This is a genomic window from Paenibacillus agaridevorans (assembly GCF_003112455.1).
GTDB lineage: Bacteria > Bacillota > Bacilli > Paenibacillales > Paenibacillaceae > Pristimantibacillus > Pristimantibacillus agaridevorans.
The window spans coordinates 89,337-104,136 of the sequence record NZ_BDQX01000098.1 but is presented as its reverse complement, the minus strand read 5'-3'; the positions used below and the strand labels follow the sequence as shown (position 1 = coordinate 104,136).

Here is a 14,800-nt window from a genome sequence, read left to right as displayed (position 1 = left end):
CGGCATATCTCTAATGACCGCCCTTTATTCTGGTGCGGATATTAGAGTTATATGGTAATGAGCTGCGAGAGAGTAACTTTCTTGCGGCTTTTTTATTTTTTTTCATGCGGGAGGGAATCCTTAATGTCATTAATTCAAGTTTCGAAATTAACGTTTGCATACGAAGGCAGCTACGATCCCATCTTTGAGAACGTCAGCTTCCAGATCGATACGAATTGGAAGTTAGGCTTCACCGGGCGCAACGGGAGGGGGAAAACCACCTTTCTCAATCTGTTGCTCGGCAAACATGAGTATGAGGGTACGATATCCGCTTCCGTCGAATTTGATTACTTCCCCTTTCAGGTAAAGGACCGTGGTCGGATGGCGATCGAAGTTGTCGAAGACATCGCTCCGGATTATGAGCATTGGAAGCTGATGCGCGAGTTGAACCTGCTGCAGGTGGGCGAAGATGTCCTGTATCGATCCTTCGAGACGCTGTCGAACGGGGAGCAGACGAAGATGCTGCTTGCGGCGCTGTTCCTCAAGGACAATCATTTTTTGTTAATCGACGAGCCGACCAACCATCTCGATATGGAAGCGAGGGAGCTGGTCAGTCAATATTTGCGAGGCAAGGAAGGATATATTTTGGTGTCCCATGACCGTGCCTTCCTCGATAATTGCGTCGATCACATCCTGTCCATCAACCGGACGGATATAACGGTGCAGAGAGGCAACTTCTCTGATTGGTGGGAGAATAAGAAGCGGCAAGACAACTTCGAGCTCGCCGAAAACGATAAGCTGAAGAAGGATATTAAGCGGCTGTCGGAGGCGGCGAAACGTACAAGCAACTGGTCCGATGAAGTGGAGAAATCGAAAAACGGCACATTAAATTCCGGATCGAAGATCGACAAGGGATACGTCGGCCATAAAGCCGCGAAAATGATGCAACGCTCCAAATCGATTGAAAGCAGACAATCGGATGCCATCGAAGAGAAATCCAGGCTGCTCAAAAACGTAGAAAGTGCCGACAGCCTGAAGCTGACGCAGCTGCACTATCACAAAAACAGGCTTGTAGAGCTGGATCGCGTATCGATCTATTATGGAGAAACGCCCGCAACCGGCGAAATCAACTTCGACATCGAACGTGGCGAACGTATCGCATTGTCGGGACGCAACGGCTCGGGCAAGTCGAGTTTGCTTAAGCTGATCTGCGGGGAGGAGCTGAAATATACGGGAACGATGAGAAGAGGCAGCGGACTTGTCGTCTCTTATGTATCGCAGGATACTTCACATCTTAACGGCAGTCTGAGCCAATATGCACGCGATTACGGGATTGACGAAAGTTTGTTCAAGTCGATTTTGCGTAAGCTGGACTTCTCCAGAGTGCAGTTCGAAAAAGATATATCGGCATACAGCGGCGGACAGAAAAAGAAGGTGCTGATCGCCAGAAGCTTATGCGAACAAGCGCATCTGCACGTCTGGGATGAACCTCTAAACTTTATCGACGTCATCTCCCGCATGCAGATTGAGCAGCTTTTGCTGGACTATGCGCCAACCTTGTTGTTCGTCGAACACGATCGAGAATTCACCAATGCCATCGCGACAGAGCGGATCGAGCTGTCGAACGGATAAGCGACTGTGTTAAACTGATGGAATCCGAGGAATTCTAAGTGAAGCGCATAGGGGGATAACACGATGAAAAAATCCATAAACGCAAAGTATACCGGCGATCTGAAGGTACTACAGCTATTCGAACAGTTGTCCGCGATTCCGCGAGGATCGGGCAACGAGAAGGCGATCAGCGACTTCGTGGCGGATTTCGCCAGGCAAAGAGGCTGTGAGGTCCTGCAGGACGAACGCCATAACCTCATTATTCGCAAGCAGGCTTCAGCCGGGTATGAACACGCGGAGCCCGTCATCTTTCAGGGGCATCTCGACATGGTGTGCGAGAAGAATAAAGGCACCGTACATGACTTCGAAAATGACCCCATAACACTTCGCGTGGAAGACGATTTTATCTATGCGGATGGAACGACGCTCGGCGCTGACAACGGCATTGCGGTCGCAACCGCCCTTGCATTGATCGATTCCGCCGAGCTAGCCCATCCGGAGCTAGAAATTTTAATGACTACGGAAGAAGAAACGACGATGGGCGGCGCATTCGCATTGGATGTTTCCACGCTGAAGGGCCGTCGTATGATCAACTTCGATTCCGACCGCGAAGGCGTATTATTCGTCAGCAGTGCCGGCGGAGTGAATCTGTACCATACGGTGCCTATCGGCTGGCGCGAAGCCAAGCAGGAGGACGGCGATTCTTACGTCATCGTTGTACAAGGACTGCGGGGCGGTCATTCCGGCGACGATATTATCCATGAACGCGGGAATGCGAACAAGCTGCTCGGGAGAGCGCTGGGCGAGCTGCGCCGCCGTGTCTCGTTCGGTCTTGCGAGTGTAACTGGCGGCATGAAGGCGAATGCGATCCCGCGCGAAGCGGAAGCCGCGGTGTATATCCGCCAAAGTGATCTGGAGGCGACGCAAGAGGTGATCGCCGATCTCAACAACGTACTCAGCGATGAATACCGAGTTTCGGACGGAGATGTCCGCGTTGAGTTACATGCTTCAAAAGAGTGGGGAGGAGATTTGCCGCATAACGGAAAGCTGTTCGACGACGCAACGAAGTCGGCAGCGATCGGGCTGCTTGAACTCATTCCGAACGGCGTGCTTAGTATGGACAAGGCGATCCCGAATCTGGTTCGAACCTCCTCCAATCTCGGCATTGTTTCAACCGGCGATGAATCCATCGTTATGCAAAGTTTGGCGCGAAGCTCGCATCGATCGCAGTTGGACGATGTACTCCGAAGGATGGAGACGTTATCCGGCCTTGTCTGCTGCGGCTTCCGCTTCGACAGCTACTTCCCGGGCTGGCCGTACCTGGCAGACTCCAGACTTCGTCCCGTCTTTGAGGAAGTATACATGCGGCGGTTCGGCAACGCTCTTGAAGTCAAAGCTATTCATGCAGGATTGGAATGCGGCGTGCTGGTCGGCAAAATTCCGGAGCTCGACGCCGTGTCGTATGGCCCCAATCTCTACGATATCCATACGCCGCAAGAGCATCTGTCGATTACGTCCGTGGAGCGTTCATGGGCGTTCCTGGTCGATGTGCTGCGCGCGCTGAAGCAATAGGCGTGGTATGATAGAAAAGAATGGAATTACAGCAAGGAGGCATGCAAGTTGAGTAAACGATACCGGATAACAAGATCATTTCAGGAGCCTGCAGAGGCCCAGGAGATTACGCTGGAGGAATGCAAAAAATATTTTGCGGCGAAACCTGACTTTGTATATAAGTCCGTCTACACGGTTAAAGGGCCCGGCGCCACGATGTCCATCGACGGCGACTTCTTTATGTGGAGCCATGGAGGACTGGAAATTCCGTTCCGGCATTACATGGGAGATTTGTACGTAGCGGTCACCAACGAGGCTGTTGTTCCGAAGATGGTCGAGATCGCAAGCGAACTTCGCGCGGATTTGACGGAAGGATGAACGTGGGTGGCACACAGGGTTTCTGTGGATACATAGCAAATCATTTCAATTGCGAATAGAAAGCGGGGAGTTGGAATGGAATTCGTGAAATTAGGCCGTACGGGATTGGATGTATCGCGTATTTGTTTGGGCTGCATGAGCTTCGGCGACGCAAAGAGCTGGAATCATCCATGGGTGCTCGACGAGGAGCAGAGCCGTCCGTTTATCAAGAAGGCGCTGGACCTCGGCATTAATTTCTTTGATACGGCAAATGTATACGGCATCGGCTCCAGCGAAGAAATCGTTGGCCGCGCTCTAAAGGATTACGCCAGACGCGACGAGGTTGTTATAGCTACGAAGGTATTTTTCCGCATGCAGGAAGGTCCTAACGGCGCCGGTCTGTCCCGCAAAGCGATTATGAGCGAAATCGACAACAGCTTGAAACGTCTCGGTACGGATTACGTGGATCTGTATCAAATCCACCGCTGGGACTACAACACGCCGATCGAAGAGACGATGGAGGCGTTGCATGATGTCGTGAAGTCCGGCAAAGCCAGGTACATTGGCGCTTCCGCCATGTTCGCCTGGCAGTTCCAGAAGGCGCTGCATGTCGCCGAACGACACGGCTGGACCCGATTTACGGCCATGCAGAACCATCTTAACCTGATTTATCGAGAAGAAGAGCGCGAGATGATGCCTCTATGCAAGGAAGAGGGAATCGGCGTCATCCCGTACAGCCCTCTAGCCTCGGGCAGACTTGCCCGTGACCTGTCCGTCTCGACGCATCGATCCGAGACCGACCCTGCCCAAAAGATGAAATACGACGCTACTGCAGATGTCGATCGACCGATTGTGGATCGCGTTGCAGCCATAGCCGAGCAGCGCGGGGTCTCTCGCGCCGAGGTCGCTCTGGCTTGGTTGCTGCAGAAGGATAACGTTTCGTCTCCGATCATCGGCGCTACGAAGCTGTCGCATCTGGATGAAGCGGTTTCCTCTCTATCCGTCAAGCTGACACAGGACGAAATTGCCGAATTGGAAGCACCGTACGTTCCGCACCCGGTCGTTGGGGCGTTGAAAGAGTAACTAAATGATAGATTAGGTTGATAGGAGGAGAAAAGGATGAAAGCGTTATTTATTGGAGGAACCGGAACGATCAGCTCCGCGATTACGAAGCAATTGGCAGAGCAAGGACATGAGCTGTATTTGCTCAACCGAGGGAACAGGCAGTCCACGCTGCCGGATAACGTCATCAACATTCAAGCCGATATCAACGACGAAAGCAAGGTTGCCGGGCTGATCTCGGAGCTGTCTTTCGACGTCGTCGCCGATTTTATCGCGTTCGAGCCTTCGCAGCTGGAACGGGATTACCGCTTGTTTAAGGACAAGACCAAGCAGTTTATCTTTATCAGCTCGGCTTCTGCTTACCAAAAACCTCTATCCGACTATCGAATTACAGAAGGGACGCCTCTTGCCAATCCATATTGGCAATACTCCCGCAACAAGATCGCCTGCGAGGAATATTTGATGAAACAATACAGGGAGCAAGGTTTCCCGGTTACGATCGTCAGGCCGAGCCATACATACGACGAAAGATCTATCCCGCTTGGCGTGCACGGCCGAAACGGCTCATGGCAAGTGGCGAAGCGCATGCTGGAGAATAAACCCGTCATTATCCACGGTGATGGCACCTCGTTATGGACGATGACCCACAATTCGGACTTCGCGCAAGGTTTCATCGGGTTGATGGGCAACCTTCATGCCATCGGAGAAGCGGTGCAAATTACGTCGGACGAATCCTTAACATGGAATCAAATCTACGAATGTATTGCGTCCGCGCTCGGCGTAAAGCTGAATGCCGTTCACGTGTCTTCGTCCTTCCTCGCGACTTGCAGCGAAATGGACTATACGGGCGGTCTGATCGGGGACAAAGCGAATTCCGTCGTCTTTGACAATTCGAAGTTGAAGCGGCTCGTACCCGGATTTACGGCTACAACTCGCTTCGATCAGGGCATTAAGGCGACAATTCGATATATTTTGGACCACCCGGAGCTTCAAAGAGAGGATGCCGAATTCGACGCTTGGTGCGACAAAGTAGCACGGGCTATGGATGGCGCGATTGCGGCGGTCAAGGGATCATAAAGCTTGAATGTTCATGCAAAGGGCATCGTCGTCGACGATGCCTTTTGCCGTTGATATCGCCTTGATGCGAATTATTTCGCCATTAACGCCGACATTTTCGCATCCGTATTGGAGTTGTGGGCAGGCGTGTAGATGCTGCATCTCAGATCCGCGTCTCCGTGAACGTGAAGCGACGTTAATTGAAACAGCATTTTTCCGGCAGAAGCATGGCGGAATTCGAGCAACACTTCCGGCGCATAACTCACGTTGCCGGCAGCCCACAATCGCGAGAAGTCGGGGTAAGCATCCATCATCTCCTCCAGAAACATCTCGTACCATTCATCGTCCGCGTATTGACCGTAATAGGCGCGAAACATGGCTAAATACTCCCGCGCGAAGCTCTCCCAATTCACCGCCAGACGTCTGAATTCACGCCGGGCGAACAGCAGCCGAATCATATTTCGCTCATCGGGACGCAAATTTCCAAAATCCATAAACACCCGGCCGGCGGCTTCATTCCATGCGACGATATTGCATCTGCGGTCGGAAATGATGGCTGGACAGCCTCGCAGCTCCGTAATCATCCGATTTAAGGAAGGACTGATCGTGGCAGCTTCTTCCTCTGGAGCATGGACGGCAGCAACGGAATCTCGCGCAAGGGAGAACACGTATTTTCTTTCGTCCATCGTCAGTCGAAGCGCTGTCGCTATGGCATCAAGAACGGCAGGCGACACGGTGATGTCGCGGCCTTGCTCCAGCCACGTATACCAAGTAGCGCTGACGTTTGCGAGCGATGCGACTTCCTCCCGGCGCAAGCCCGGCGTTCGCCTGCGCGTTCCTTCGGGCAGACCGACAGACGAGGGAGTAAGTCGTGCTCGCGCGGCTTTCAGAAACTCTGATAAAACTTGAAGCTTCGTTTGACGATTCATGAGGAAACCTCCAATGACTCATACTGGTACTTATTATACTAGGATAAACGACAACTTGTAATAGGATAAATCATATGGCAAGATGAGTAACACAAATAGATGAGCATGGAGGTATCGCTTATGGAGCGAGTTGTTATTACAGGCATGGGAGCCATTACGCCGTTGGGTCTGGACGTAGAAGAAACGTGGAAGCAGCTTGTGCGGGGTACTTCGGGAATTACGCAAATTGATGCATTTGACGTGGATGGGTACAAGGTAACGATCGCGGCATCCGTCAAAGGGTTTGACGGCAAGGAGCTGTACGGCGCAAAGGAATATCGAAGAATGGACCGTTTCACGCAATTCGCCGTTGCCGCCGCCGACCAAGCCATCCTCGACGCAAAGCTCGATCTGGCTACGATCGATCGCGAGCGTGTTGGCGTTTATGTGGGATCCGGTATCGGCGGAATCGGGACGCTGGAGGAGCAGCACGCAACGCTGCTTGCCAGAGGTCCCGGCAAAGTAAGTCCCGTGCTTGTACCGATGCTGATATCCAATATGGCTGCGGCGAGCATCAGCATCCGGCATGGCCTGCACGGACCGACCTTGTCTCCCGTCACGGCTTGTTCCATCGGCAATACCGCTATCGGGGAAGCGTTCCATCGCATTCAAGCCGGAAGGTCGGATGTTATATTGGCCGGCGGGGCGGAGGCCGCCGTGACACGCATCTCGCTGGCCAGCTTTGCCAATGCGACCGCGCTGTCGACGCGCAATGATGATCCTGCCGGCGCCAGCCGGCCCTTCGATAAGGATCGGGACGGCTTCGTCATGGGCGAAGGTGCCGGGATCGTCATACTGGAGTCTCTCAGCCACGCGAAGCGGCGCGGTGCCCGCATTCTTGCCGAGGTCATCGGATACGGAGCCAGCTCGGACGCGTACCATATGGTGGCTACGCATCCTGAAGGCGACGGTGCTTACATGGCGATGCGAGAGGCGATGCGAGACGCCGGTATTACACCGGACGAAGTGGATGTCATCAGCGCGCACGCTACGAGTACGGAGCTCGGGGACCGGTCGGAGACGGCCGCAATCAAGCGGCTATTCGGAGACGATGCTTACCGCATCCCCGTCACCGCCAACAAATCCATGCTTGGACATCTGCTCGGAGCGGCCGGAGGCGTAGAAGCGATCGCATTGGTGAAAAGCCTGGGCGAAGGCATGATCCCGCCAACCATCAATCTGACGGAACCGGATGCCGAATGCGATCTGGACTACGTGCCCAATGCCGCTAGAAAAGCCGATTTACGGATCGGCATGTCGAATTCGTTCGGATTCGGCGGCCACAACGCGGTCATTATCGTCAGAACCTATGAGGGATAAGTTATGGTATAACATTCGGCAATAGAGGAGCATTCGGCTAAGTCAGCCGGATGCTTCTTGGCGTGGTGGAAAAAAATAAAAGAAGCATGCAGCGAAAACGGACCAATGACCGTCTAATAGGTTGGAGGTGATGATCCAGTGAGGCCGGCCGGCTCCAATAGCTACGAAAACGAAAACATTCCTCGCGATCCCGATGCGGCGCTCGAGCTGCTCATGAACCGCTTCGGCTCGACTGTCATGCGAACCGCCTATTTTTATACGGGCGATCGGCATCTCGCGGAGGATATTAGCCAGGAGACATTTCTAAGGGCATATCGCAAGTGGACGTCCTTCCGGGGGGACAGCAGCGTCCAAACCTGGTTAACGACAATAACCGTCAATGTATGCCGGGACAAAATGGGGGTCCGCATGTTCGCGGAACAGCCCACTGATCCAGTCCGCATGGACCGGGGCAGAACGATTAGCGTGGAAGAGGAAGCGCTGGAGAAATTCGAGAAGAGCGAAGTGCTGCGATATGTGCTTCAATTATCTATGCCTTATCAGGAAGCGTTGTATCTTTATTATTACTTGGATCTGGGAACGAAGGAAATCGCCGAGGCGATCGGAGTGCCCGAAGGAACCGTACGGAACCGTCTGCATCGGGCTCGTGAAGCGCTTGCCAAGGAGATGAAGAAGGAGGAATACGGAAGATGAACGATATCGACCGTCGATTGCGAGAACAATTTCGAGAGGAGTCGGATAATATGATATTTAACAATATGGAACTTAGCGAGGCAGCCAAGGACAAAATTCGCCGTCAAACGTCGGCGGCAGGGCAGAAGCGGAGAGGTTTCTCCCTCCCCAAAGCCTGGATCGCGGGCACGGCGGCAGTGGTTACTGCTGTCGTCGTATTCGCGGGATACCCGCTGTTAAACGGGCCGTCGTCAGTCCCCGCTCCGCAAACGGGAAATACGGGTGTCAGCCAACCGCCAGCGGATGGTGGCGCATCGTCGGGCACTGGGACGGGACTATCCCAGCTCAATACGGCGAAGTTGGCAACGGTAGAAGAAGCCAAAGCCGCTTTCGGCGAAGGTCTGTTCGTACCTTCAATGCTTCCGGAAGGATTCCTGCTTCAAGATATTACGACAGCGGGCATGGAAGGAGAGCCGCTTCGGGATGCCGTGCTTACGTATGCCGCGGGTGATCGATCGTTCACGTATACGGTAAGCCGCATGGAAGCTGCCTTCCCGCAAGATATGTTCTCTCCCGTGCAGGTAAAGGGAGCCGAAGGATTTGTATTCGAGCAGCCGGAGCTTGTGGAGCTGTATTGGATCGAAAACGGCATCCAATACGGAATCGTGGGCAATTTGACCGCAGACGAAGCTGTGCAGGCAGCCGAATCGATCAACTGAACGGTACGACGATTGGACTTCATCCCCGCTGTCGACATGGACGGCGGGGATTTTTTTCGAGTAGAACGCTTGACATGACGATGCGTAGTAACTACAATGGTTACAACGGTGGTGATTCAAAACATGAAGCAGATTAGTACGAGATTCTCGATAGCGGTTCATACGTTGTCCCTGATCGCAAGCTTTCCGAACGAATGTACGGGCGATTATATAGCCGGTAGCGTAGGCACGAATCCCGTTGTCATTCGTAGAATTATGGGCATGCTTAAGAAGGCAGGTTTTATTGACGTGCGTCCCGGCGTGGGCGGCGCTTCTCTGCTGAAATCTCCGGCAGACATTACGCTCCTGGATATTTATAGGGCTGTCGATGTCGTCGAGGATCAACGGCTGTTCCGGTTCCACGAAGATCCCAACGAACGATGCCTGGTCGGCAGAAATATCGAAGCGGCGCTGCAATCGGAGATGGATGAAGCGCAACTCGCGTTAGAGAATCGACTGGCTGAGACGACTTTAAGCGGAATTACCGCGAAGTTTATTTAAAGTGGAAGCTCTAATCCATGAGCTTTTATTTTTAAAAACGTTGTAACTATATATGTTATAACAAATATGGTGACAACGTATAAAAAAGAGGAGGAACATCAGATGAAAGTATTGGTAACGGGAGCAACGGGGAAATTGGGTTCGAAAATCGTGGAAGTTTTGCTGCGCAAACTGCCTGCTAACGATATTGCCGTCAGCGTACGCAATCCGGAGAAAGCGCAACACCTCAAAGAGCAGGGAGTAGACGTGCGACTCGGCGACTTCGATCGTCCTGAAACGCTGGATTCCGCCTTCCAAGGCATTGATCGCTTGCTGATCATATCGGCGGACGGAGATAACGAGACTCGCATCAGACAGCACAACCATGCGGTAGATGCGGCCAAACGCGCCGGTGTTGGTTTCATCGCTTACACAAGTCTTGCTAACGCGAGCGAGAGCGGAATCTTCCTTGCCGAAGTTCATCGCGTCACGGAAGCGGCCATAGCCGCAACCGGCATTCCGTATTCGTTCCTGCGCAATAACTGGTACCTGGAGAATGAGCTGGGTGCGATCAAAGCCTCTGCTGCCGGCGCGCCATGGGTTACTTCCGCGGAATCGGGCAAAGTGGGCTGGGCATTGCAGCAAGATTACGCGGAAGCAGCAGCTGCCGTTCTCGCCGGCGAAGGACATGAAAATTCGATCTACGAACTGTCGGGCAACCTGCTTACGCAAGACGAATTGGCGTCTACGCTTGCGGATACGATCGGCAAGGACGTGCAGGTACGGCATATCGACGATGCGGCATATTCCGATATCATGAAAGGCGCGGGCATACCTGAATTCGTCCTGCCGATTCTCGTCGGCATTCAACAAGGCATTCGGGAAGGGCATCTCGAGATCGTCAGCAACGATTTCGAAAAACTTCTGGGCAGGCCCGCTACGCCGGTGCGAGAAGCATTAGCCGATCTCGTGAAAGAATAAAGCTTGACAGGAAGGACTGTGCCTTTGGTCATTAGACCAGGGCACAGTCCTTCTTTGTGCTTGCGTTCATCCTTCCGATACCTTAACATCTAACGGGCAATTAGCTCCGTCAGTGCTTCCTTGTGGCGGAAACCGACGGCTTTCTTGACAGGCTGGCCGTCCTGGAAGACGATCAACGTCGGCATGCTCATCACGCCGAAGCGGCTAGCGAGCTCCGGGTGTTCGTCAACATTCACCTTGGCGACATTAAAATCTTCAAGCTCCTCGTCGAGCTCCTTCAAGATAGGAGAAAGCCGCTTGCAAGGCGGACACCATACCGCCCAAAAGTCCACAAGCACCGTCTTCTCCGATTGGATCACTTCATCAAAATCGCTTTCCGTTGCATCTAGAATGGCCAATCCTATTCGCTCCTTTCATTCTTGCAGAGTACGTACGATGGCTCTTGCCAATCGTGCCGCGAATTCAGTATAAACCCTGCCATTAATGACAAGGTCAACCCCTTGACCCTGACACTTGCGTAAAGGTTTATAATAGAAGGATAATGATCGAAGGAAGGGAGGACTCCCGATGAAGATCGGACAATTAGCGGAATTGACCGGAAGCAGCCTTCGTTCGCTCAGATATTATGAGCAGAAGGGACTTTTGTCGCCGCTGCGCCAAGACAACGGTTATCGCGAATATTCGCCGCTTGCCGTTCAACAAGTTCAAACGATACGATTTTATTTGAATCTGGGACTCACTACGGATCAAATCGCGAGCTTCCTCCATTGCGTCATCCGGAATAAAGAATCGTTCTGCGAGGAAGTGCTGCCCATCTACCAGCAGAAGTTGGAAGAAATCGACGAGCAGATTCGCAGTTTGAACGGCATCCGGAACAATTTGATCGATCGAATCCAATCCATCAACAACGAAAGAGTAGCTGGTGGAAGCGCGCTTTCTGTCAGCGAAAGCCTAAGTACCATTAACGATCAGGCCAAACCGCATACAAAGGGAAGGGAGACATGATCAAAAAAGGACTGGTCATTGCTGCTTATGCGGCTTCCGTCGCTTTATTGCTGCTATATCGGGAGCCGATCATGCATTGGCTGCAAGAGGATAGCGCGTCCCATCACGTCCTTCTCATTGGGGCGGCGATTTTATTCGGTCTTGTTCCAATCGTTCCGTACGGCATCGTAGCCGGCATCATCGGAGCAAAGTACGGTCCCTATTGGGGAGGACTCGCGAACGTTCTCTCATCGACCGCGGCTGCCGCCATCATGTTCTATCTCGTGCGGTTTGCCTTCCATGAGCAAGGCAGCCGGCTCCTGTCCAAGAACCCAACGATCGGCAAGTTCACGGTCCAAGTGGAACGCAATGCGTTTATCGCCGTCTTGTTCGCCAGGCTGCTTCCGTTCGTTCCCGCAATCCTCGTCAACGTCTATGTGGCTCTCAGCCGGATGCCGTTCCGAATTTTCGCGGTCGCAACGCTGATTGGGAAGCTGCCTACCATGTTCGTTTTTGCCCTGGTTGGAGATCAATGGATGTCCAGCACCGGAGGAGCGATTCGGGTTATTGTCTTTTATATGCTTTTTTTGCTCGTCATCCTGGCAGCATATCGACGATTTCGCTAAGCAACGGATAACTTCCTTGCGAATAACCGGAGTGAGGGGAACGAGGCTTTGGAGCAACCGAGGCAAGTCAAATAAAGCCTTCTTCCTCGAGTGCGAGGTTCAAGACACGGTCATCATAACGTTTAATAGACCAAAAACTCGTCTCCGCGTTGGAGACGAGTTTTTGGGGCTTTTGACGGATCATGAGCCGGTACGAGACTGACGGTTTTTGTTCTGCAGTCTGTCCACAACGAGCTTGAGCAGCGGGATCACGACAAAAAACATGAACAGCAGCCGGAATAATTGATAAACGACGACGATGGAGACGTCCGCCTCGGTCTCGTGAGCAATGATGCTCATCTGGTCCATGCCGCCCGGAGCCAGACTTAACAAAGCTGTCAAAAGCGACATGGATTCATCCGCCGACAAGATTAAGCTTTGCAAGTAAGTCCCCAATATAAGCAGCAGACTGGAAGCAAGCGCCAGAGCCAGCGTCTTGAACCGGTTCGTAAACTCCGCTGGCTTAAAGAGCAACCCCAGAAAGGCGCCGATGCAGATTTGAGCCGCAATCAGTACGATAGGCGGCAGTTCGGGACCTGACAAGCCGACAATTTGAAGCAATGCTGTGCCGAATAAGGGTCCTAGCAGCGGAGCCGTAGGCAGCTTCAGCTTTCCCACCCCCAAGCGAACAGAACGCAAACAAGGGTAAATAGGGCCGCATTTATAAGAATGCTCTGACCAGCGGCTGTCGTTGCTCCCATTTCGCCTGCAAGCGGCGCAAGCGTGTTGCTATGTTTTGCGCCGACAATGGGACTGAACAATAATAACGGAACCATGACGATGATCGTCATCAGTCGCATGACCTGCATGACTGTAACGATCGTCACATTGACGCCTTTTGTCTCCTGAGCCAATAAAACGACCTGGCTTAAGCCCCCGGGTACCGTGCCCATGAGCATGGTCAGGAAGTCGCCGCCCGTTAGACGGGTTAGAATCGCTGCCAGCGCTACGCTAAACAACACAAGAATGACCGTCATCAGCAGCATTTTGGGCAAATGGCGAGAAATTTCGTGCAGGACCGTTGCCGTAAAGGAAAGCCCCATCGTATAAGCAATGATCATCATGCCCGCGTTCTGCAGGGATTTGTTCCATGCGAACCGATTTTTAAAGCGGGTCGATCCCAGTAACACGAACGTCATGGGACCCAATATCCACGGCAGGGGAATATGCAGGAAATAGAAGACGCATCCTCCCGCAATAGAAGTTATTAATGTGATAAACAAACGATGTCGTGCTCGAAGCCATCTCATGTCGCCAATCATCCTCTAAGTAGTCGAATCGTTTAGTACTGAACTATTATCATACATGATAATAGCAGGACGATAAACCCGTTTTACCGATTTAACCGAAATTGTCGGGGACTAGCTCCGTATGCGGCGGTGAAATGCCTCGTAAAGGGGTGAATGGAGGTATACCCCAATCGATCCGCGATGGCGGTAACCGTCAACTCGCTCTCTTGCAACAGGTTGGCTGCACGCCTCATCAGCAGCTTGTGCTGATAAGCCTTCGGCGCCATGCCTGTTTCACGCTGAAACAGTGCATGGAAGTAGGAACGTTTCATCCCGCAGGAAGCCGCCCATTCGTCGATCGAAGCGCGTTCTTCGGGATTCTCGTTCAAGTAAGCAAGGAGTCGTACGATTCGGTAGTCGGTAGGCTGACGCGAGTGGACCGCATTGTACCAACCCAGCAGCCAGCTCTGCATCAAGCCGCTCACCAACTCATCTCTATAATAAAAAGTATCATGGAACAATCGGGTTAGTTGAACGATAGATTCATATAACCAGGGGTGAGACTGCAGGGAAAACACACTGGGCAAGGAGTCCAAATCGGCGCAAGTCGGCATGGCAGCCTGCCGATTTGTTTCGAAGGAGAAAGGGGCAGGCGCATAAACGAATGCCCGGTTTCCCGAGAGCGGATTCTCTTTGTCCCATAAATCGCAATAGATATTGTAAGAAGAAAGGGGATGCTTCGCGTCGATATGAAACGCGTGCGGTTGGTTCGGCCTTAAGAACACCAACGTTTTTGGACCGATGGGATGCTTCATGCCGTCGATCTCCATTTCTCCCGGACCATCGTTAAACAAATGAAACGCAAACACATTGCATACCCGCAGCTTCTCCTCGTAGCCCCCATCGTATAAATAGGGCAAAGCATCACCAACGTAAGGTTCGACCTCGTGCAGCCGTTTCATTCATGCTCATCCCTTTGCAACTGTTATTTCAATCTCGTAGTGAAAGCTTACCTTATTCCATTTCATTTTTAAAGTTCTTTTAGTTAGAGATACCGGACTATTTGTCAAATGATTGGAAGAGCTGATAAATACAGTTGTCCATTGAAATGTTACGATATATATAGA

General features: G+C 52.4%; 15 protein-coding genes and 1 pseudogene. 12 read left to right on the top strand and 4 right to left on the bottom strand.

Features of this window, described 5'->3' with window-relative positions:
- Positions 1 to 123: 123 nt before the first annotated feature.
- The 5 genes from PAT3040_RS10475 (at position 124) to PAT3040_RS10455 (ending at position 5,637) form a co-directional block, all read left to right on the top strand.
- Entirely contained in the window at positions 124 to 1,611 is a 1,488-nt protein-coding gene (locus PAT3040_RS10475; RefSeq protein ID WP_108992584.1) for an Lsa family ABC-F type ribosomal protection protein, read from the top strand.
- A 63-nt stretch (positions 1,612 to 1,674) separates the two neighbouring features.
- Positions 1,675 to 3,162, top strand: a complete 1,488-nt coding sequence (locus PAT3040_RS10470; protein WP_108992583.1) for an aminoacyl-histidine dipeptidase — start codon at positions 1,675 to 1,677, stop codon at positions 3,160 to 3,162.
- A gap of 48 nt (positions 3,163 to 3,210) precedes the next feature.
- The gene (locus PAT3040_RS10465; protein ID WP_108992582.1) at positions 3,211 to 3,519 is read left to right on the top strand and encodes a hypothetical protein; all 309 of its coding nucleotides are present in this window, start codon (positions 3,211 to 3,213) and stop codon (positions 3,517 to 3,519) included.
- Positions 3,520 to 3,594: 75 nt separating this feature from the next.
- Positions 3,595 to 4,581, top strand: coding sequence for an aldo/keto reductase (locus PAT3040_RS10460; RefSeq protein ID WP_108992581.1), 987 nt, complete (start codon positions 3,595 to 3,597; stop codon positions 4,579 to 4,581).
- 36 nt (positions 4,582 to 4,617) lie between these two features.
- Positions 4,618 to 5,637, top strand: a complete 1,020-nt coding sequence (locus PAT3040_RS10455) for an SDR family oxidoreductase (protein ID WP_108992580.1) — start codon at positions 4,618 to 4,620, stop codon at positions 5,635 to 5,637.
- 71 nt (positions 5,638 to 5,708) lie between these two features.
- Here the strand turns inward: PAT3040_RS10455 and PAT3040_RS10450 are convergent, their stop codons facing one another.
- Entirely contained in the window at positions 5,709 to 6,545 is an 837-nt protein-coding gene (locus PAT3040_RS10450) for a helix-turn-helix transcriptional regulator (RefSeq protein WP_108992579.1), read from the bottom strand.
- A 120-nt stretch (positions 6,546 to 6,665) separates the two neighbouring features.
- On the opposite strand from PAT3040_RS10450, the gene fabF reads away from it, so the two are divergent.
- From fabF to PAT3040_RS10425, 5 genes are all read left to right on the top strand, one after another.
- Positions 6,666 to 7,904 carry a beta-ketoacyl-ACP synthase II gene (gene fabF / locus PAT3040_RS10445; protein ID WP_108992578.1) on the top strand — a complete coding sequence of 413 codons (1,239 nt, stop codon included), beginning with the start codon at positions 6,666 to 6,668 and terminating at the stop codon, positions 7,902 to 7,904.
- 138 nt (positions 7,905 to 8,042) lie between these two features.
- A complete protein-coding gene (locus PAT3040_RS10440) occupies positions 8,043 to 8,597 on the top strand; it encodes a sigma-70 family RNA polymerase sigma factor (protein WP_258234923.1) in 555 nt (184 codons plus the stop codon).
- Entirely contained in the window at positions 8,594 to 9,295 is a 702-nt protein-coding gene (locus PAT3040_RS10435) for a DUF4367 domain-containing protein (RefSeq protein WP_108992577.1), read from the top strand. The genes PAT3040_RS10440 and PAT3040_RS10435 overlap by 4 nt, the downstream gene beginning before the upstream one ends.
- Positions 9,296 to 9,418: 123 nt before the next feature.
- Entirely contained in the window at positions 9,419 to 9,835 is a 417-nt protein-coding gene (locus PAT3040_RS10430) for an Rrf2 family transcriptional regulator (protein ID WP_087568643.1), read from the top strand.
- Positions 9,836 to 9,937: 102 nt separating this feature from the next.
- Entirely contained in the window at positions 9,938 to 10,795 is an 858-nt protein-coding gene (locus PAT3040_RS10425; RefSeq protein WP_108992576.1) for an SDR family oxidoreductase, read from the top strand.
- An 89-nt stretch (positions 10,796 to 10,884) separates the two neighbouring features.
- Here the strand turns inward: PAT3040_RS10425 and trxA are convergent, their stop codons facing one another.
- On the bottom strand, positions 10,885 to 11,193 hold the full coding sequence (gene trxA, locus PAT3040_RS10420) for a thioredoxin (protein WP_087568641.1): 309 nt from the start codon (positions 11,191 to 11,193) through the stop codon (positions 10,885 to 10,887).
- Positions 11,194 to 11,362: 169 nt separating this feature from the next.
- Between trxA and PAT3040_RS10415 the strand changes: the two genes are divergently transcribed.
- Positions 11,363 to 11,800 (top strand): MerR family transcriptional regulator, encoded by a 438-nt coding sequence (locus PAT3040_RS10415; RefSeq protein WP_108992575.1) that lies wholly within the window; start codon positions 11,363 to 11,365, stop codon positions 11,798 to 11,800.
- Positions 11,797 to 12,405 carry a TVP38/TMEM64 family protein gene (locus tag PAT3040_RS10410; protein WP_108992574.1) on the top strand — a complete coding sequence of 203 codons (609 nt, stop codon included), beginning with the start codon at positions 11,797 to 11,799 and terminating at the stop codon, positions 12,403 to 12,405. The genes PAT3040_RS10415 and PAT3040_RS10410 overlap by 4 nt, the downstream gene beginning before the upstream one ends.
- Before the next feature lie 180 nt (positions 12,406 to 12,585).
- On the opposite strand, the pseudogene PAT3040_RS38550 reads toward PAT3040_RS10410, so the two are convergent.
- Positions 12,586 to 13,694, bottom strand: a pseudogene (locus PAT3040_RS38550) (AbrB family transcriptional regulator).
- An 83-nt stretch (positions 13,695 to 13,777) separates the two neighbouring features.
- Positions 13,778 to 14,635 carry a helix-turn-helix transcriptional regulator gene (locus PAT3040_RS10395; RefSeq protein ID WP_108992571.1) on the bottom strand — a complete coding sequence of 286 codons (858 nt, stop codon included), beginning with the start codon at positions 14,633 to 14,635 and terminating at the stop codon, positions 13,778 to 13,780.
- Positions 14,636 to 14,800: the final 165 nt, after the last annotated feature.